Below are 19522 nucleotides of genomic sequence, written 5' to 3'. Positions count from 1 at the left end.
CCGAACACATCACTGGAGTAGCGGTGGATCTGATCATCCAAGGTCTGACCAAGCAGTTCCAGACCGATCGCGGTCTCACGTCGTTGCGCGACGACGAAGCGTTCGAGGCGTTCGCCGGCTTCTGCGTGCTCAGCTCCTTCTACGAGGACGAGTTCGACCCGGATCGCTTCCGCACCGGCGGTGGCAACGACTTCGGCATCGACACGTACGCCATCGTGGTCAACGGCGACCTCCTGCGCGACCCGGCCGAAGTACGCGACGCCGTCGAGCAGGCCAGGCAGCTCGACGTCCGGTTTGTCATCGTGCAGGCCAAGACGACCGCCGGCTTCGAGGCGAAGGTCTTCACCGACCTCGCCGATAACCTGATCCACCTGTTCACGGCCGGCAGCATCGCCTACCCGGCGAGCGAGGATGTGCTGAACCTGCGGTCGTGCATCGACGCCATCTACTCCGATGTCGGCAAGCTGAGCCGTGGCCTGCCGCGGCTGTCGGTGCGCTATGTGTCCACCGGCACGGTCGGCAACGACCTGCTCGACCAGAAGCGGAGCAGCGCCGCCACGGCGCTCGACGCGACCAACCGGTTCGAGGACGTGGACATCCTGCCGGTCGGCGCGCGCGAGCTGCGCGAGCTGTACAAGCGGGCCACCGAGGCGGTCTCGGCCAGCTTCACCCTGGCCAAGCGGATCACGCTGCCCCGGATTCCTGGCGTCGAGCAGGCGTTTCTCGGCGTGCTGCCGGCCCGGGAGCTGGTCTCGCGGTTACTGACCGACTCGACCGGCGGCATCCGCAAGACGCTGTTCTACGAAAACGTGCGCGACTTCCAGGACTACAACGCCGTCAATCAGGAGATCCGGGCCACCCTGCAGGATGGCGATCGCCGGGACCGGTTCGCCGTGCTCAACAACGGCATCACGATCGTGACCCGCGAACTGACCACGGCCGGCGACGACTTCCGGATCCGCGATTTCCAGATCGTCAACGGCTGCCAGACGTGCCACGTCCTCTTCGACGAGCGGGAGGCCCTCACCGACGGCGTGTACGTCAACATCCGGCTGGTGGAGTCGCGCGACGAGGATGTCATCGGAGGGATCATCGCCGCGACCAACCGGCAGACCGCGGTGTCCGACGAGGACCTGGCCGCGCGAGAGCAGTTCCAGAAGGACCTGGAGGAATTCTTTACCGCCCAGCCGGAGCGCAAGCGGCTCTTCTACGAGCGGCGGTCCCGGCAGTACAGCGCCCACCAACAGGTGGAGAAGACCCGGATCATCACGCGTGGCCAGCTCATCCGGGCGTACGCGGCGATGTTCCTGGACGAGCCGGCGCGGATCGGGCACTACACCGAACTCAAGCAAGCCCGCGGCGCCGAGCTCTTCCAGCCCAACCACGCGCCGATCGTCTATTATGCGGCCGCCTCGACGTACTACCGGCTGGAGTGGCTCTTCCGCAACGGCAAGCTGCCCAGGGTGTACGCGCCCACCCGCTATCACCTGCTCGCGGCCGTTAAGACGTACCTGCTCGGGGCAGGCCGGCTCGATCCCCGGCCGAGGAAGGCGGCCGAGGAGTGCCGGCGCGTCCTGGAGGTCGTGTGGAACCCGCTGCGGGCCGAGGACCTGGTTAACCGGCTACTGGCCGTGATACAGGCCGCCGCGCAGGAAGAGGCGCAAGGGGCGCCGCTCGGCGAGCTGGTCCGGACCCAGCGCTTCGCCGACCGCGTACGCAAAGAGGTCCTCGCGTTGCCGCGGACCTGACCAGGCCGGGCGTTACGGTATGGGCGTGAGCCGTTCGTACCTGCTGATCCTCGGTGACCGGGACGCGATCGCGTGGGTGCTGCGCGAGCAGCGGATGGCGTTTCCCGCGACACCGCGCGCCGAGGTGGCTGCCCTCGCGGTGGACGACCGGCTGTTGCTCTACGCCACCCGCGGCGCATGGGGCAACCCGACGCGCGACCGCGGTCGCGTGATCGGCAGCGCTACGGTGCGGAGCACCGTCCGGGCGCTGGACGAACCGCTGGAGATAGCCGGGCGCAGCTTCCACTCCGGATGCGACCTGCGCATCGACGGCCTGGTGCCGTATCCGGGCGGCGTCGCGCTGCAACCGCTCGTCGGCCGGCTCGCCGCTTTTCCTAAGCCGGAGGCGTGGAGCGTGTACCTGCGCCGGGCCCTGCTCCAGCTTCCGCAGCCCGATGTCGACCTGATCAACGAGCAGCTCGCACCGCTGCTTCAGCGCCGCCGGGAGGCGCTCGCTACGTACCCGCGGGTCGCGGCAGCAGCGAAGTAGGCTCGCCTACCCAACCGATCCAGACCGCGTCGCGGGCGCGGGTCATGGCCACGAAGAGTTGGCGTCGCAGCAGCGCGAGCCGCTCGGCGTACGCGTCGTCGTCCTCGTCGGCGCGCCGCGCCTCCCGCAGCCCGTCGGCGTCCAGCCGAGGCAGGAATACCTGCTTGAACTCCAGGCCCTTGGCGCGCTGGTACGTGCCGACCTTGGCGAACGAGTTCGGCGTGCCGTCGTAGTCGTTCAGCGGCTGCGTGGGCAGCCCGAGCGAGCCGATCAACTCGGTGTACCGCTCGGCCAGTGCGTTGGTCGGCACCAGCACCGCCAGGTCGCCGATGCTGGTGCCGGCATCGACCGCCGCCTCCACGGCGGCCGCCAGGGCGAGATCGTGCTCATCGACCGTGGGCGCGCCGGCCAGGGTAGGCGCCGGGCCGATCCGCGACAGCTCGACGGAGCGCATCTCGGGCGCGGGCGTGTCGCCGCCCTCGTTGATGCCCCGGCCGTCCAGCACCGCTTGGGCGAAGGAGTACACCTGACTGGTGTTGCGGTAGTTGCGGCTTAGCACGTACGAGCGCCCGCGTACCTGGATACCGGCGGTGGCCAGGTTGAAGCCGCCGGGGTAGATGGACTGCTGGCCGTCGCCGACGAGGAGCAGGCCGTTGGGCCGGTCGCCGACGATCGCGTAGACCAGCCTGAGCGCGGCCTCTGTCAGGTCCTGTGCCTCGTCAACGATGACGGCGTCGTACTCCGGCTGCCCACCTCGTTCTGTCACCACCCGATGTGCCCGCAGCAGCACATCGCTGAAGTCGGAGACGCCGCGGTCGGCCAGCTCGGCCGTGTAGCGCTCGGCCAGCCGCCACACCTCACCCCGCAGCTCCTTCGACAGTGGCGTGCCGCGGCCGGTGCGTTCCAGGCCGAGGTAGGCGTCAAGGTTTGCGAGGGCCCGGCCGCGGATCACCCATTCGACCTCCTCGTGCAGGTACGCCGGGCTGAGGCCGGCCCGCCGGAGCGGCGAGCCTTTGGCGATCACCTGTTGACACGCTGCGCGCCAGGCCCGATCGGCACCCTTGGGATCGACCTGGATGGGCACCCGATGGCGGTGCAGGTAGCGAAGAGCCCAGCGGTGGACGTTGGCGAACTCGACCATCGGCCGCTCGGCCGGGGCGAACCGCGCGAATATCTGCTGATACACCTCGGGGAGGTTGCGGACGTACGTCGTGACCAGGACCTTACGGCCGAGGCTGGCCAGTGCCCGTGCCCGGTGCAGCGCCACGACCGTCTTGCCGGTGCCGGCGGCGCCGCGGATCCTGGCCGGACCGCTGAACGAACGGTCGACGAGCCCCTGCTGGTCGGGATCGAGGTAGACCATCCAATCCTCGATCGGCCTCGCGAGCACGGAGGCGAGATCGTCGGCGTCGACCGGGATGAACTCCGGGCTGGTGCTGCGCTCCTGCAGGGCGGCCGAGATCCGCTCGTCAACCGGCTCGGTCGGCGGCACCTCGACCGGTTCAGGTTCTACAACCACCTCGTCCGGCGTGACCTGCTCGCCGCTCGGCGTGCCGTACATCGCCAGGTTCATCGCGCATTGCCATGCGTCGGGCCGCATCCGGCTGTCCAGGGACACCAGATCCTGGTCGGTGTTGAGCCGCCGCAGTACGGCGATCTCCTGCGCCTCGAAGCCGAAGCCGCCCAATTCGGCGTCGTTCCACGCCATGAACAGCCGGCCTTCATCGGCGCGGCGCTGGCTGTATGGCAACTGCTCGCCGGTGCCTGGGTCTTCATCGACGACCCGCAGGATGTTCTGCCGGTCATCGATCTCCAGCCGTAACCGCTCGGCCCGGCGATATACCGCGTCGTGCTCTCCGAAGAGCAGCAGGACGATGACGTTTCCCACCCGGCGCCAGATAAGCCGGTGCCCTTGGTTCGTGACGTACGACGTGAAGGTGTTCGGCTGGGCTTTCTTGACCGCGTGCGTCTGAAGGCGGGGGTTACCGAACGGCTGCCGGGCAAGCTCCGTAAGGGTTTGCGACAGCGCAGCAAGGACGTCGGAGCGGTTTTGATAGCGCTGCACACAATCCATGTACGTCGACGTATAGCGGTGATCGTACGTCATGGGCGCGAGCCTTTCGTAGCGGAGGATTGCAGGGCGCGCTGACAAAGCCTATCGAGCGGCGTCACGGACGACTGTGGCGGATGCTTTGTAGCGGCTCTCCGTTCGCGGTGACGAACCAGAACACCCAGCCATTCCTATGTGGGGAGACGGCGGGCTTGTAGTGGCCGACAACCGCTCGTGCGGCTTCGCTGGGGGTGCGGAATGTGGTGCCGGCGAGCGGTCCGTCCGTGATCTCGATGCGGCCTGGGCCGGGGATGAACCGGGCCCGGGTGCGGTGGCCGTCGTAGTCCGCGTGTATCGCCACCCCGTTCTGGTTGCTCCTCTTGGGCCCCGCCGGAGGCTCCACCCTGGTTCTGGCCGCGGCGACGAGTTGGGCGACGATCTGGCCCTTGGTGACCCCGCCGACGTTCGCGGCGAACTCCAAGTACTGATCGGTGGTGTCGTCGATATCTACGGTGGCCACGTGCCCTCCAAAGAACTCTAAGAACTTACAGCGTCTCCATGCTGAATCTCCTCTACGCAGATGTCAAGCCTGCGGGACCTCGGCGGACTGATCCGCGCCGTCCCGTGTCAGCCTGTTGCTCGCCCACCGAGCACTCGCTGGGCGAGTAGTAGCCGGTCTCCCGTGAGGGCCGTCGTGATCGGCGCCGCGTCGCTCGCACGTTCCAAGAACCACTGGTCGCCGATCCTGCGGACGATGACCCGCACCGTACGGCTCTGGCCATGCCAGCCATCTGCTCCCCGGGGAATGCCGAGGCGGCTTCGACTGAGGACGCCGACCTTGCGGAGGGCGGCGCACGCTTGGCAACAGCCGTATGTGTTGGCAACGCAGCGCCCACACAGCCGGTCGCCGCAAAGGGCACAGGGTCGTACCGAGTCCGGGCATGCGCCGCACGTGCCGGTCCGGCATGTTGAACATATCTCCAGGCCACTGACGACGTGGTGGCTGCGGCATACGTGGGCGAGGCGCAGCGGTTGGCCCGTCACCGCGTCGGGGAGGTAGCCGTTGGTGGCGTTCGGTGCTACCCGGTAGCCCACCTTGATCGGGGTGCCGTCGGGCAGCTGCCAGTCCTCCTCCACGCGGAGCCCGATGCCGCCGCGGACACGGTTCTCTGTGTGGTCGCTGAGGCGTTGGCGCAGGGCCGACGTCAGCGTGGCGGGTAGTTCGTCGCGAGGGTGAGGCGCTGCGACCTTGACGTGCGGCAGTATCTGCGCGAGCGCTGTCGCGGGCGGTATGGCCGGTTTGGGCAGCGGCGCTGCGTCAGGGCTGGCCAGGACCGGATCTGGCCAGACGCGTCGTGCTATCCGACGGCTGTTGATGACGGCAGGGCCGATCAGGGTTCTCGGGGCGGTGATGGCGTTCACCGAGAGCAGGGCGGGCCGGCCGAGCAGGGCGGCCCCGAGCGCGCCGCGGGCGAGGTCGTCCCAGGCGGGTTCGGTCACCATGTACCACGCAGGTGCCTGCACGCCATGCTGGACGCCAAGGAGGGCGTGGGCGCCCACCGCGGCGAGCACGGCGGTGAATCCGTCCTTTGCCGCGACCGCGACGAGGTCCGGGGCAGGCATCCAGCCGTGGCCGGCCCACGGAATGGGTTCGTTAGCTGGCCGCCACTCAGCGACCTCCTCGGTGACCGTGGGGCCAATGGCCGTACGACGGACCAGCCCTCGCGAGTCGATAAGGACTGCGGATTCGGTGGCCTGCCGTGAGACGACAACGGCACCCCGGCCGGTGGGCAGGTGGGCGACGCTCGCCACGCGGCGGATCACCTCGTCGCGAGGGGCGGAGGTGGGTGCTGGCAGGCGAAGCTTCGTTCCGGCCGCCTGTAGTGCCTGGTTCAGTTCCTCGAGCAGATCCTGATTTGGGGGGCCGGCGACATTTCGGCCCGGCACGGTTGGCGCGTCGCCGGCCCGGAGCGCACCGTCGTTCAGGACGCCCCAAACCAGGCGTGTCGAGCCGTGCCGCAGTAGCACAATCGCACCCTCGGAGAACGGCGGCACGCTTCCGTCGACCACCTGGATCTCAATGTCACCGGTGCCGGCCAGATGCGCGGCGGCGATGCGTGCCTGAAGCACCTGGCGCGCGTCCGGGTGTGCCGTCTCCCAGCGGTGCAGGCCGGTCGCGGAGAACACGGCGACCTCAGCGCGGTGTTCGCCAGCCAGTAGCGCGACTGAACCGGCAGGGTCATGTCCGATCAGGACGGCAAGACCGCCAGCTGCTAGCTCGTCCGGCAGCGCAGCCAGCTCGTCGTCCGTTGCCGGCGCGAGGCTGCGGCAGGTGCCGCAGAGGTTGCCATCGCCGGTGCAGGCCGCGCACACAATCCGGCCGCACAGTGTGCAGCCGCGCACCGGCAGCCGCCGCGAGCAGTCAGCGCACGAGTAGTCGCCACACCGCTGGCACTGGGTGGCTTCGAAAGCCGGCGTGCTGGCTGAACGGCACACGCCGCACGCAGGCCGTCGACACGTACGGCAGCTCACGACGGTGCGGTGGGGGGCGCAGCAGGGGCCGTACACCCGAGCGCAGACCGGGCACGGCATCGACCGCCCAGCACCGATGAGGTGCCCGCAAGTGTCCACCGTGACCGGGTCGTCGTCGGTGCTGGGGCCGTCGAGCGGCGCGGCCACCGAGCCACCGGGATGTACCAGCAGCCGCCCGGTCAGCAAACTCCGCTGGATCGGCGTCGCCGGTGCGACAAGATATCTGCGTTCGGCCCGTCCGTGCGGCGAGCGCCACTCTTCGTCGACGAGCAGGCATGGCGCGATGGCGCTGGACGTCACCGGCTCGTCCATGACTTCCAGGAGGTGCCGTAGCGGCTCGTTGGCGACGGGCTTCGCGCCTGCGAACTCGACCGGTTCCACGTCGGTGACCGCCGCCGCGGCGTCGATTTCGCCTTCCGCCGAGTCGACCAGAGTCCACAATGTGCTGACCTTGCGGTGTGCCTCGGTGTCCGGCGCGGCGTCGAGGTAGCGCAGTTCGGTGGCGGCCACGCCTGGCCACGGGTGGCGGACGACCCGCCGGGTCGGCGGTAGCCCGGCCGCGGTAACCAACCCGGCGAACTTCTCCTCCATCCCGACCGTGGCCGCCGACCAACCCGGAACAAAGATCGTCGAGGTGCGTGAGCCATCCGTCAGCAGGCCAACATATGAACGGTGCAGGCCGTCGAACTCGATGGTGACCGGGCCTACTGTGGCGCGGGCGACCGGCCGGCAGAACGGCGACACCTCGTGCCGGCTAGGCAGCAGTGGTTGCGTGTCGGCGGCGGCGACCATCGGTTCGCCGGCCCCCTCGTGCCAAAGCTCCCGGTAGGTGATCCGCGCGCCGCGAAGGTCGACCCGGCGGACCACGGCGAACGGCACGGCGGCGACGGCCGGTACGGGAGGCGCCGGCTCGCGGCCGCGGAGTTCGGCGAGCAGGCCGTCGAAACCGGCGTTGACCTCGCCTACCACCGCGGGCCCGGTGATCTCGGGCAGCAGATCGCCGAGCTCCGCGTCCACCTGTCCGCCAGTGCTGGGAAGGCACGTCCACCACACCGACTGCTCCACGTCGGACCAGGCTGCCTCCCCGGCCAACTCCTCAGCCGCGGGGATGCGCGCCGCGGCGACCAGGCCCGCGCTAGCGGGAAGCCCGAAGCGCGCGGCCAGCCCTCGCAGCCGTACGCGCAGCGGATCGTCCACATCGGCGTCCGGGACGAGGTCGACGCGGCGCCCGGCGGGACCGACGAACGTCGCGTGTCGAGTGCCCACTAGCAGATGCGTGCCGGCGCCGAGCCGCCAGCCATGCTCCCACTCGGTGTCCAGGTCGGGCGCCCGATGTGGGTCGCGGCACTCGGCGCATAATGCCCCGTCGAAGCGGCACGGTCCGCACGCGTGGCCTTGGCAGGCCGCGCAGGGCACGACGACGCGTTGCGGTCCGCAGGCGGCGCACCGGTCCTCGTTGCACAGGTCGCATCGGACCAGCGCCGAGGCGTCGACGACGTGCATATCTGTGCACAGGGCCATGGTGGTCAATGGCTCGCCGGTGGCCTCGCAGCGCAGCCCGTGGTCGGCAAGATCCCCGGTCCAGGCGTAGCGTAGCTCCCGCCCGCCGCCGGCGGTACGCTCCCAGTACTCGACCACCTCAAGCTGGTCGGAGCCGTGTACCTCCAGCGTGAGCAGCTCGGCCCGCAGCTCGGTCTGGTCCGGGGCCACCGATGACTGTTCAGCGGTCCGGATCGCCCGGGAGAGCTGCTGATGCCGCTCGGTCAGCTCCTCGTACCCGGCCACGCCCCGGCTAAGCAGGGTCTGCTCCGTCTCAGCCAACTGTTCGCGCAGGTTGTCAAGCATGCGGTCGCGGGACTCGGCCTGCCGCCGCTCCTCGGCCTGCCGAGCCTGCCGGAGCTGCTCGGCGAGGTCGCTGGCGGCCTGGCGTTCCACCGCTTCCAGCACGCCGGACTCGGTGAGCTGCGCCGGAGGCGGCGCGCCGTCCAGGATCGCCACCCGTGGGGCGTCCGGCCTGCGAGCCGGGCCCACGTCAACCGAAACCAGCCGCTGGTTGCCACTGGTCGCGCCCTCCTGCACGCGGTACGTGGCGCGCGCCGACCAGTCGCCGGTGGGCTGCAAGCGCCGCTGGCGCAGCACCACGCCGGGCACGTGCGCGAGCACGGGTTCTTGCGGTATTGCGGGAAGCTCGGCGATCGATCCGGTCAGATCGCCGTGCTCACGCAGTACGCGCAGCAGTTCGTCGAAGACCTCCGATCCGACCACACACAACTCCGCCTCCGGATGGAGGTCCAGCGCGGTATGGGTGAAGGCCAGGAACAACTCATCACGGCCGTCGAACGCTGAGTCCATATCAGCAGGCAGCTTGACCCGTGTGAGCCCTTCCTCGGGTTGCGAAAGCTCGGCGCCTGCCATCTCCAGGAACCGGCACACGAACCGCTCCAGGTCCTGCTGGCGGCGGCGGGGTCGGTCCGCGGGCTGTGGCAGCAACTCCCTGGCTTGGGGCTGGGCGGCGCGTTGCTGGCGCTCCTCTTGCCGCTGGGCCAGCCACGCGCTTAGCCCGCTGTCGGTAGTGATCATGTGCATCGCCTTGGTGCGGGCCTGCTCCAGCTCCGCACCCAGCGCGTCGAGGCGGCGCTGCATGGTCGCGTCGCTCTTCTCCAGCAGCGCCTCCAGGATCCGCTTCTCCATGGTGGCGTCCTGGTCGCCGTCAAGCTCGCCGAGGACCGTCACGACCTGGCCGAAAAGCAGCTCGAACATGGCCAGCTTATCGTGCAGCAGCCGGTAGACGGCCTCGTCGAGGGTGTCCCGGGCGAAGATGTTGGCGATGTGCACGTCGCGGGTCTGGGTCAGCCGGTGCACTCGGCCGATGCGCTGCTCGACTCGCATCGGGTTCCATGGCAGGTCGTAGTTGAGCACGCAGTTGCTCACCTGCAGGTTCTGACCCTCGGCGCCGGCGTCGGTGGATACCAGGACCTGGGCCTTGCCGGAGCGGAAGTCGGCCACCGACTCGGCTCGCGCGGAGTGGGCCATGCTGCCGTGGAAAGGCACGGCGGCGATCCCTTCAGCGTCCATCAGGCGCAGCAGGCCGTCCAGGGTCTGGGTGTGCTGGGTGAACAGCAGCACTCGGCCATGCTCGTCCAGCCATTTGCGGACGATCTTCAGGGCGGTCTGCTCCCGGGCGGTGTGGTGGATTTCGCCGGCCAGGTGACCGATCTCCGTCAGCGCGGCACGCATCAGCGGGTCGGGGTGCCCCTCGGCCATCCGCAGCGCGCTGCGGGACATGGCATGCGGAGACGCGGTGAGCTTGTGGGCCAGGCTCCTGCGCCGGCTGTGGTCACCGGGTGCAGTCATGCGGTGCCGGAGGGTGCGCAGGACCAGGTCGTAGAGCTGTCGCTCCGGCGGCGTCAGGTGGACGCCGTGATCCTGCGGAGGCATCCGGTGTACCTTGTCGACGCCGGCCTGCTGCCTGGTGGTGCGCACCACGACGCTGCTGACCAGCTTACGCAGCTCAGGCGCGTTGACTGGCCGGCGTGGATCGCTTCGATGGACGAAGCGGTCGCGAAAGTCACGCTCGGACCGGAACGTGCCCGGCCGCAACAGCTCGACCAGCCGGTACAGCTCCAGCAGGTTGTTCTGCACCGGCGTGGCGGTCAGAAACAGCGCCCGAGGCGCCTGCCGCACGAGTTGGCCGACGACCTCGCGGGTGCGGCGGGCACCGGATCCGGCCAGCCGGTGCGCCTCGTCAACGATGACCAGGTCGAACGGGGCGCCGAGGCGGTCAGCATTGCGCAGCAGAAGCTGCAGGGTCATGATCATGCGGATTTGGCTGAAGGCAGCGCTATCCTGGCCGCTGACAATCACGACGAAATCTTCGTCGAACTTGGTCTTCAGCTCGTCGCGCCATTGTTCGCGCAGCGGTGCCGGGCAGACGATCAGGACGCGCTCCGCAAGGCCGCGCAGCAACAGCTCCTTGAGGACCAGTCCACCCTCGACGGTCTTGCCCAAGCCAACCTCGTCGGCCAGTATGCCGCGTCCGTTCATGCGGGCCAGCACCGTGCGCGCCGCTGCCTCCTGGTGCGGCATGTGCTCGATGTGCGCCGCGTCCACGGCGAGCAACTCCTCGAACTGGTCCAGTGTGGCGAGCCGCTCGCCTTCCAGCCGCATCTGTACGGCGTCGGCCGGATCCCAGCCACGGCTGCGAAGCGCCTCCAGCAGGCTGGAACGGGCCTCCCGAAGGAAACCGACGTCGCCGTGCCACGCGTACTCCTCGCGTTGACGCAGCCGGTACCGCGCTCCGCTGCTCGCCCGCCGCCGCGCCCGAAGTTGACTGGCGCTCTCCCGCCGGGCGGGCTCCTCGCGTTGCGGCAGCGACCGCGACCAGTCACGGCCGCCTGCCGACAGTCCGCGGGCGGGGGTGCGCACCACCAGATCGATCGGGCCGTCGCCCTGCCGCTCCAGCCGGACCAGGTCACCGACTCGGCCGGTGTCCTGCAGGTGCTCAAGCAGCGCCTCGCCGGTCAGCCGGCGCCGGCCGGCAGTCCACACCGCCGGCACCTCGTCGCGGTCCGCGATGAGCACCAGGGCGGTTGAGTGATCGCCGAGCCGGAGGCGGCGCTGCTCGGCCGGGCCGAGCGGTATCTCACCGAGGTTGAGCATCTCCTCGGTGAGCGTGCGTTCGACGGTGACCCGCTCAGACATGCCGGACTCCCAGTCTCGTGCGGCCCGCGTCGGTGATCGTCAGGCTGGTGTAGGCCGTCTGCTCCCGCCGCGCGGCCTCGCGCGTCACCAGCCCGTCGCCGACGAGCCGGTCCACCGCTTCCGTCCACCGCCGGTCGGCCGCGCGTACGTATCGCAGGGCCCCGAACTGGGGGCATCTCCGCAGCCCCGCGCCGAGTGGATGGCCGCCAGGAGTGGTCTCTACACCCAGAACGGCTGCCTTCAGGCCCGTCTCGCCGTAGCGGCCGACCGGCACCGCAGTGGCCCAGGCGATCGCCTGAAGTGCTACTAGGTCCACATTGACCAGATGCTCAGGGTCGGGAACAGCTGAAGCGGGAAGGTCCAGCCACGCCGGCAGGCCGCCGCACGTGTCGCAGGGTTCATGTTCAGGGCCGCAGGCGTACGCGGGGAAGCCGAAGTACGCCACCATCGCCGAGCGGCGGCACCCGCCGTCCTGCGCGTACGAGATGATCGCGTCGAGCTGCCGTCGCTGCCAGGCGTTCCAGCGCCCGACCTCCTGGTCCAGCGCGGCGGCGTCCACTCGGTCGGCCAGTAGCCTGATCCGCCGATAGCGGCGCGACGACGAGAATGTGATCAGCCGGTCCAGCGACCACGCGATGAGATCCCGCTCCAGGTCGTCGGGGTCCAGGCCACGCTCGTCCTGCAGCCGGTCGAAGTCGATCCGGCTGGCGACCTTCGGGCGCAGGTTCAGGATGACCGACAGCTCACGGAACCTGCGGCGCTCGTCGGGGTCAGTCGGCTCGCGGGTGCCTACGTTCACCGTGCCCCGGGCCGAGCAGTCCGGCCGCTGTACGAGCGCGTCGGTGCGCTCCAGCCACGCCAGCAGCACGTTCAGCTCCTCGGGCTCTACGCCGACGGCCTCGGCTGCCTCGTCCGCATCGAAGACGATGTCACCGTTGCGCTTTCGCGCGCTCGCGAGCAGTGCCAACAGCCGGGTCGCCTGGGACAGCCGGGTCTGCCGCTCGGAATCGGTGGCCTGCGACCGCCGCCGCATCACGTCGCCGCCGCTGAACAGCAGCACGCACTCGCCGCGCAGCGCGGGATCGCGGGCGGCGCGGCCGGACTCCTGGACGTAGGCGTCGAGCGACTCCGGCAGGTCGTAGTGCACCACCCATCCGATGTCCGGCTTGTTCACCCCCATGCCGAACGCTTTGGTCGCCACGATGACCTGTGTGGTGCCGGCCAGGAAGTCGTCCTGTACGGCCTCTCGCTGTTCAGGGACCATGCCGGCGTGGTAATGGCGGGCGCCCACGCCGGTGCGCCGCAGCAGGGCGGCCACCTCCTCGGTCACCGCGCGCCGCGAGGCGTACACGATCCCGGGCTCCTTACCCATCGCGGTGACGATGCGCAGCAGCTCCCGGGCGCGTTCCCGTTCGCCGGCCACCCGGGTCACGTGGAATCTGAGGTTTGGGCGGTCCGCTGGCCGCACCACCCGGACGGGGTCGGCGAGCTCGAGCGTCTGTTCGATGTCCTGGCTGACCTGCGGTGCGGCTGTGGCGGTCAGGGCCAGCCGCGGTGCCCGGCCCAGGTGCGCCACCGCGGTGGCCACCCGGCGGAACTCGGGCCGAAAATCATGCCCCCAGGCGCTGACGCAGTGTGCCTCATCCACGACCAGCCCGGCGAGGTCCTGGCTTTCCAGCGCCACCCGCAGCACTGGGTCACGGACCAACCGTTCCGGGGACACGTACAGCAGGCGCACCTTGCCCTCGGCGAGGTCGCGCAGGATCTCCGTCCGCACACTCGACGGTGTGTTGGCCGTGATGCCCTGCACCCCGCGCAACCTGCGGCGCCCACGCAAGTCGTCGAGCTGGTCCTTGATCAGCGCAACGAGCGGGCTGACAACCACCGTCGCGCGGTCCTCCGGCCGTAGCAAGGCGGGAAGCTGGAAGCACAGCGACTTGCCGGCTCCGGTGGGCAGGATCCCGAGCGCGTCGTCGCCGCGTAGGTGCGCGACCATGAGCTGCAGCTGAGCGTCCCGCAGCTGCTCGATCCCGAACAGCAACTGGGCGGCCTCGCGCAGGTTGGCCTGTGGATCCTCGCCGTCGACCAGGCGCAGCCGGGCCACAGTCGCCTGTACGTCGTCGCCGGCCAGCTCCAGCGCCGCGGTCAGGTCCGGTTCGTCGCCGGTTACGAACCTGATGGCGTACCGCCAGGCGTCCTCGCGGTCCCGCGCATGGTGGATCTGAGGCCCACCGTCGTGCCTAGGTCCGGCCAGTGTGGAGAGCAGGATCTGGTTGGCTGCGCTGGGCGACTGCACGCGCCGGTCGCAGATCAGGGCCACACCTCGGTCGGTTTCGGTGCGGATCAGCCGACCGAAGCCCTGGGCCAGCAGGATGGCCGTCTTGGGCACCACGTACTCCAGGAACGGGTCGCCACCGCGGTCGGCGATGGCTCGCGCTCGTGCGCCGACGACCGGGTCGTCGACGTGCGGATAGGGCGGCTTCTCTATCACCAGGTAGCTCAACGTGTCGCCCGGCGCGTCGAAGCCCTGCCAGTAGGAGCGCAGCCCATAGACGACTGTTCCGGGCTCGGAACGGAAGCGCTGGGCGATCTCGGCGGCCCCGGCCTCCCCTTGTATGAGGAGCTGCACGCCTCGCCCGGCCAGCTCGTCGGCGCGCGCGCGTACCCGTTCCGCGACCGCCTGCATCCGGCGTCGGGCGGCGAACAGGGTCATCGCCCGACCGCCGGTCAGTGACAGCAGGCCGACCTGGTCGCGGGCGAGGTCCTCGACGAACTCCCGTTCCTGGCTGGGCACTGGGACCGGCAGGTGGCTGGTGAGCACGACGGCCGACTGGGTGGCGTGGTCGAACGGGCTGGCAAGTTGTCGGCCCTCGAAGATCTCTGGCTCGACACTGCCCGGCTCGATGCGGATACCCAGCCGGGACGCGAGGAAGTCGAAGGTGCCACCGGTGGTGAGGGTGGCACTGGTCAGCGTCACGCTGCGTGCCGGCCGCACGATGGCCTGCCCGAACGCCTCACCCACGTCGATCGGAATGCACTCGAAGGTCCAGTCCGCAGCTGCCGGTTCGTCCCCGCGTCCGTTCTCGTCGGTGGCTGGGATGGAGAGCAGGTAGACCCAGAGCTGCTCGTCGGGCAGCTCGCGGAGACGATCCAGAACTCGTGTGGCCTCCTCGGCGGCGGCCGCGGTCCCACCGGCACGCGCAGCCAGGCTCCTGAGCAGAGCCGACGTTTGCGGCGGCGCCCCGGCCGTGGCCTGACGCGCGGCGGACTCCACGGCAGTCAGCGCATCGGTCAACGGCCGAAGGCAGTCGATTACATCGCGCACCCGCTCGACCAGGTAGCGGAACTCCGGCCGGATCTGGACGATCCCGTAGCGCATTACCGCCGTGTCGTCGGCGCCGCCGTACTCGTGGAGATAGGTATGGGCGGCGCTGGACAGGTCCTCGCACGCCTGGCGCAACTGCCGCGCCAGTGCCGGCAGGTTCCGGCCGCGACGAAGGTCCGGCCCGATGCGCGCGATCCGGCGTAGCTGCCGGTCCAAGCCGGCCTTTCCGTCTAGCCGGGCGGCCAGCTTCAACAGTTCGCGTCGTCCAACCGCCTCGGTCCAGGCGCCGGTCAGGCTGTCTTCCAGCTCGTGGGCCTCGTCGAATACCAGGTCGCTGGCGCCGGCCGCCGACGCGTCGCCGGGGCTACGGCGGCCCTCAAACGCCAGTTTCGCCCACGTCGCCACGAGAGCGTGGTTCGCGACGACGACGCCGGGTCGTTCGCGCATGCTGGCCAGGCGGGTGTACAGGGGACACCGTGTGACCCAGTCACAGTCGTGCCGTTCACACGAGCCGGCGTCGGTGCGCAGCGTGTCCCGCGCTGCCCGGTATGCCGGCCGGGTGGCGGCCACGTCGTGGTCGCGAACGTCGTCCCACACACCGGTCGGGATGAGCGCGAGGGCCCGCACCGCGACGGCCAAGGCGAGCCAGTGGTTCTCATCCAGATCCGGTTCCGAGGTGTTGACCGCGGTGCCCACCTCGCGGGCGCAGATGTAGTTTCCCACCCCGAACAACTGGCGGAACGGCGCGCCGAACAGCCCGCTGCGCTGTAGCTTCTCGACGTCGCGTCGCAGCTGCTGTTGCAGCACCTTGGTGGCGGTAGCGATGACTACTGGCTGGCGGCCCCGACTTGCGCGCCCAGCGGCAGCCGCCAGGTAAGCGAGCGACTTGCCGGTGCCGGTGGGCGCCTCCACAGCAATCCGGCGACCCTCGTCCAGCACCTCAGCCACAGCGGCGGCCATCTCCTGCTGGGACCGTCGGGGGGTGAACGCCAACTCGTCGAGGCGGGACAGGACGTGCCGCACGCCTTCGCGCGCCGATCGATGCTCCGGCGCTTGGGCCGGCGGGCTCAGCAACGGATCGTCGGCGCAGCGCAAGCCCTCCGACGCGTCGGCTGGCAGCGACCCAGCTGGCACGAGCCGGGCGAGGTCGGACCCGCCAGCGACCAGACAAGCACGGGCGAGCTGCCACGAAGGGTCGCTGTGGTCGACCTTCTCGGTCAAGATCCGTACGCAGTCCGCAGCGGCCCGTGCCTGGGCCACGATGCCTCCACCCTCAAGCCCGATGGCGAGTGTGGCGCACAGTTCGCTCAACCCCGCGCTGGAATGGCCCGGACTATGCAGAAGCGCCAGCATGCGCAGGTCGATTCGGACAGCGGGCAGGGCTGCCGCGAGATCGTCGGCATTCGTGACGACACGATCCAGGCCGTAGCCAACGACCGCGGCTGATCCGTCCACGAACTGCCGCAAGGCTTCAGACTGTCCCGGGCCCGTGGATAGGGCAGCGGTCGCGCCGTCGCGCATCCGCACCGCGCCGATGTCGACCAAGCCTTCGGCGGCGTCGGCAACGTGCAGCACGACGATGTCGTCCAGCTGCAGCGGCGCGGGGGCGGGCACCTCATGCCAGGCGTGGCCGGTCGGTTCGTCGCTGTCGACCTGCGTAGCGTGCTCGGGCACTGGATCTTCCGCTTCGGGTGCATCCTCGCCCGCGCGGCGCGCCTGTGCGAGTTGGTAGCCAGCGACAAGCCGACCGGCGCCGTCGAAGGCGAAAACCTCCGGGTACCGCTGGGGAAGGTTGGCCAGGCGTTGCGTGCTGAGAATGACCCCCGCTTGGCGCAGTGCGGTGGCGAGGTCTTCTATCAGCAGCGGGCCCCGGTCGGACAACAGGTCCCGCGCACGTCCAATATTCGGGGGCAGGATTGCGGACAGTACGGCCCCCTCCGAAATTGAAGCAGCCGCATGACCCATTCATGTCGCGGCATCCACTTGCGCTGCGCGGACGGCGTTGTCCAGTGACTTGTTGGCTGGTGTCTTCGATGCGTTTGGCGTCGCCCGGGGCCGCTTACCCAGCGGCCGCGGTGACCGGCAAACCATCATCCCGACCTCGCGGTATCGAGCGTATGCGTTCTGTCGCGAAGCGGACTGCCGTGTCACCCAAGGATGACCGTCTTCTCACCCGGTGGAGCCCTGAAGTCCGATCCCGATCTCCACCCGGGCCGGCCGCGATCGGCCGCTTGACCGATCATCGGCCGGCCGCCCAGCGGGCACCGGCACGGTGGACGGTCCAGCGCAGGGTTCGGGCTTCCCCAGGCGTGTACGCCGCGTGTGGTGGACACCAGTTGCAGGTTGTCGTTTACCTTTGGACGAGACGGCGACGCCGAGGCGAAGGGGGTTTGGCAATGAGCGCGGAAGCAGCTCGTGCCCCGCTCGGCTCGCGCTACGCCGACCAGCGGCCCTACGCCGTGGCTTCACGCCTGGCTGACCTGCATGGGCCCACGAGCGGAGTGGTGCGGCTGGAGCGGCGGCTGAACTGGTCCGGGCAGGCCAGCTACGACCTGGCCAACCCGCGCCGGCTGGCAAGCATGTACGAGACCGTCCTCCGCGAGGCCACCCACCCGGAAGAGTTGGCCGAGTGGCTCGACGGGCCGACGCTGGTGCGCCTGTGGCCGAGCCTGGTAGTCCCGCCCGAGGTGCGGCGGCTGTGGGAGGCCCGGTTTCCTGAGTTGGCCGCTGGGCGCCGGCCAGCTGCGTAGTGAGAGCGGAAGACGCGGCCGTCCACCGGCGACTGGCGGAGATCGGGCTCAGCGCGGGCGGGCCGCACGGGTTCGCATTGGCGGGTGGCCACGCCGTCGCCGCGCATGGCATCCTGCAACGCCCGAGCGAGGATGTTGACCTGTTCGCCGACTGGCAACGGCGAGCGGACTTCCCGGCCGCCGTCGACGAGGTGATGGCCGCGTACCGTGGCGCGGGCTACCAGGTGGAGGTCGACCACCGGACGGAAACGTTCGTCCGGCTGTACCTCGCCGACCCGGCCGAGCCGAGCACGCAGTACCGGGTGGAGTTGGTGGCGAACTGGCGGATGCAGCCGCCGGTACAGATGGATATCGGCCCGGTGTTGCACGCCGACGATGTCCTGGCGGGCAAGATGGACGCTCTGTACAACCGCGCCGCCGCGCGTGACTTCCTGGACATCGACGCGGCGATCACGGCCGGCCGCTACACCCTCGATCGGTTGTGCGTGCTCGCGGAGACCGTCGATGCCGGCTTCGACCGCGCGATGTTCGCCGGCATGCTGCGCCACATCGAACGCTTCGACGATGAGGAATTCGCCGAGTACGGCCTCACGCCAGCGGAGGTGGCATTGCTGCGTGCCCGGGTGGATGCCTGGCGTGAGGACCTGACCTCGTCGCAGCCTCCTGACCAGTAGGCAGCTCGCGAAGCCCCCGGAGGCCGTCAGGTGTGTGCGTGGCGGTACGCCGCACGGATCTCGACGGGGATGCGCCCACCTGAGCTGATGGCCAGGCCCTCGCCGCGGGCCCAGGCGCGGATTTCCGCGTCGGTGGTGGGGTTGGCTCGGGCAGGTCGGCCAGCCGGTCCAGGCCGGGTGCGTCGTTGCCGGGCGTGGTAGCGAAGCTGTTGCGCGTACTGCACCAGCTCGCGCTTGAAGGGCTACCCCCAGCGCGGCCCAGCGGGTCCAGGAGCCGGTCCAGCTCCCCAAGACCTGGTCCCGGGGAGCTGGACCGGTCCGGACTCAGCCGGACTGCGCGGCCGCCAACCGCCGGTGCACGCGCCGGGCGTGCGAGATGTCGGCGCCGGCGGCCAGCGCCAACTCGCGATGATCGGGAGTCCGGCCTTGTTCGATGGCCGCGGCAAACGCCCGCCGCATAGCCTCGACCTTGGTCTCCGGTTCGTCCTGGACGGCCGTGGATTCAGCGGACCCGGCCACCGCCACGGTCCGGGCGAGCGCCAGCTTCACCATCGCCAGGAACCCGAGCGCCGGCAACGCCGCCGCGATCCAGCCGATTACCGACGGCTCGGCCTCGACGACCTGAGCGGCCAGCGAGAGGGCAACCGCGCAGACCAACACGGTCGAGGCGAACAGCACGGGCCGCCCCGCCCGGTGCCGGCGGCGGATCTCCAGGCCCGACGCGATCGACATCAACTCCAAGGTGACTGCATCGGCCCACGCAAGCCATCCCGGCTGGCCATGCCCTGCCGCGACGTCGTGAACGTGGGTGAAGCTCGCCGCTCCCGCCGCGGTGCCGATGACGAGCATGATGGCGACCTGCACCACACCTTCGAGGCGCTCACCGTACGCAGGTCGCGGGCGCTCGGCGGTCACCACGACACCTCCGCGAGCCGAGCCCACTCGATGAGACTGACGACCGTACGCAGAGTGGGGTCGATCGCGACGTACTCGTGTGCCTTCATGACATGGACCTCCGTCGTTCTGGAGGTCCCGAGCGAATGCTAGGGATCTTGCTAGGGAACGGCGCCGTTGCCGTCCGGACGATCCCGGACGGGGCCGGACGGCGATCAATGAAGCCGCACGTCACGGCCCCTGTCCGGGATCAAGCCGACTCAAGATTGATGATCTTGATTGGTCTCATAATCCCTCGGTCGCGGGTTCGAGTCCCGCC

The 19522-nt window shown here is 69.7% G+C and carries 9 protein-coding genes and 1 pseudogene; 4 read left to right on the top strand and 6 right to left on the bottom strand.

Going from position 1 to position 19522, the window contains the following annotated elements:
• Nucleotides 1–23 precede the first annotated feature (23 nt).
• On the top strand, nt 24–1748 hold the full coding sequence (locus ACTMTJ_RS26485) for an AIPR family protein (RefSeq protein WP_441220506.1): 1725 nt from the start codon (nt 24–26) through the stop codon (nt 1746–1748).
• Nucleotides 1749–1773: 25 nt separating this feature from the next.
• Nucleotides 1774–2277 carry a hypothetical protein gene (locus ACTMTJ_RS26480; protein ID WP_441220504.1) on the top strand — a complete coding sequence of 168 codons (504 nt, stop codon included), beginning with the start codon at nt 1774–1776 and terminating at the stop codon, nt 2275–2277.
• On the opposite strand, the gene ACTMTJ_RS26475 is transcribed toward ACTMTJ_RS26480, so the two are convergent.
• The 4 genes from ACTMTJ_RS26475 to ACTMTJ_RS26460 all read right to left on the bottom strand — a co-directional run bounded on the left by ACTMTJ_RS26475 (nt 2243) and on the right by ACTMTJ_RS26460 (nt 16766).
• The gene (locus ACTMTJ_RS26475) at nt 2243–4165 is read right to left on the bottom strand and encodes a UvrD-helicase domain-containing protein (RefSeq protein WP_441220502.1); all 1923 of its coding nucleotides are present in this window, start codon (nt 4163–4165) and stop codon (nt 2243–2245) included. The two genes, ACTMTJ_RS26480 and ACTMTJ_RS26475, sit on opposite strands and share 35 nt — an antisense overlap.
• Nucleotides 4166–4445: 280 nt before the next feature.
• On the bottom strand, nt 4446–4847 hold the full coding sequence (locus ACTMTJ_RS26470) for a hypothetical protein (protein WP_441220500.1): 402 nt from the start codon (nt 4845–4847) through the stop codon (nt 4446–4448).
• 107 nt (nt 4848–4954) lie between these two features.
• Nucleotides 4955–11560: an SNF2-related protein gene (locus tag ACTMTJ_RS26465; RefSeq protein WP_441220498.1), complete on the bottom strand. Its 6606-nt coding sequence runs from the start codon at nt 11558–11560 to the stop codon at nt 4955–4957.
• Nucleotides 11553–16766 (bottom strand): RecQ family ATP-dependent DNA helicase, encoded by a 5214-nt coding sequence (locus tag ACTMTJ_RS26460; protein WP_441220496.1) that lies wholly within the window; start codon nt 16764–16766, stop codon nt 11553–11555. The genes ACTMTJ_RS26465 and ACTMTJ_RS26460 overlap by 8 nt, the downstream gene beginning before the upstream one ends.
• A 515-nt stretch (nt 16767–17281) precedes the next feature.
• Here ACTMTJ_RS26460 and ACTMTJ_RS26455 point away from each other — a divergent pair.
• Together ACTMTJ_RS26455 and ACTMTJ_RS26450 are read left to right on the top strand one after the other, a co-directional pair.
• A complete protein-coding gene (locus ACTMTJ_RS26455; protein WP_441220494.1) occupies nt 17282–17635 on the top strand; it encodes a hypothetical protein in 354 nt (117 codons plus the stop codon).
• Nucleotides 17635–18309 carry a nucleotidyl transferase AbiEii/AbiGii toxin family protein gene (locus ACTMTJ_RS26450; RefSeq protein ID WP_441220492.1) on the top strand — a complete coding sequence of 225 codons (675 nt, stop codon included), beginning with the start codon at nt 17635–17637 and terminating at the stop codon, nt 18307–18309. Before ACTMTJ_RS26455 ends, ACTMTJ_RS26450 begins: the two co-directional genes overlap by 1 nt.
• A 26-nt stretch (nt 18310–18335) precedes the next feature.
• On the opposite strand, the gene ACTMTJ_RS26445 is transcribed toward ACTMTJ_RS26450, so the two are convergent.
• Together ACTMTJ_RS26445 and ACTMTJ_RS26440 are read right to left on the bottom strand one after the other, a co-directional pair.
• Nucleotides 18336–18533: an Lsr2 family DNA-binding protein gene (locus ACTMTJ_RS26445; protein WP_441220490.1), complete on the bottom strand. Its 198-nt coding sequence runs from the start codon at nt 18531–18533 to the stop codon at nt 18336–18338.
• 125 nt (nt 18534–18658) lie between these two features.
• Nucleotides 18659–19158: pseudogene (locus ACTMTJ_RS26440) on the bottom strand (DUF2637 domain-containing protein); the annotation flags it as partial.
• Nucleotides 19159–19522: the final 364 nt, after the last annotated feature.

The organism is Phytohabitans sp. LJ34, from assembly GCF_052068095.1.
Taxonomy (GTDB): domain Bacteria; phylum Actinomycetota; class Actinomycetes; order Mycobacteriales; family Micromonosporaceae; genus Phytohabitans.
Note: the sequence above shows the minus strand (reverse complement) of the source record. Positions and strands in the feature narration are given on the sequence as shown.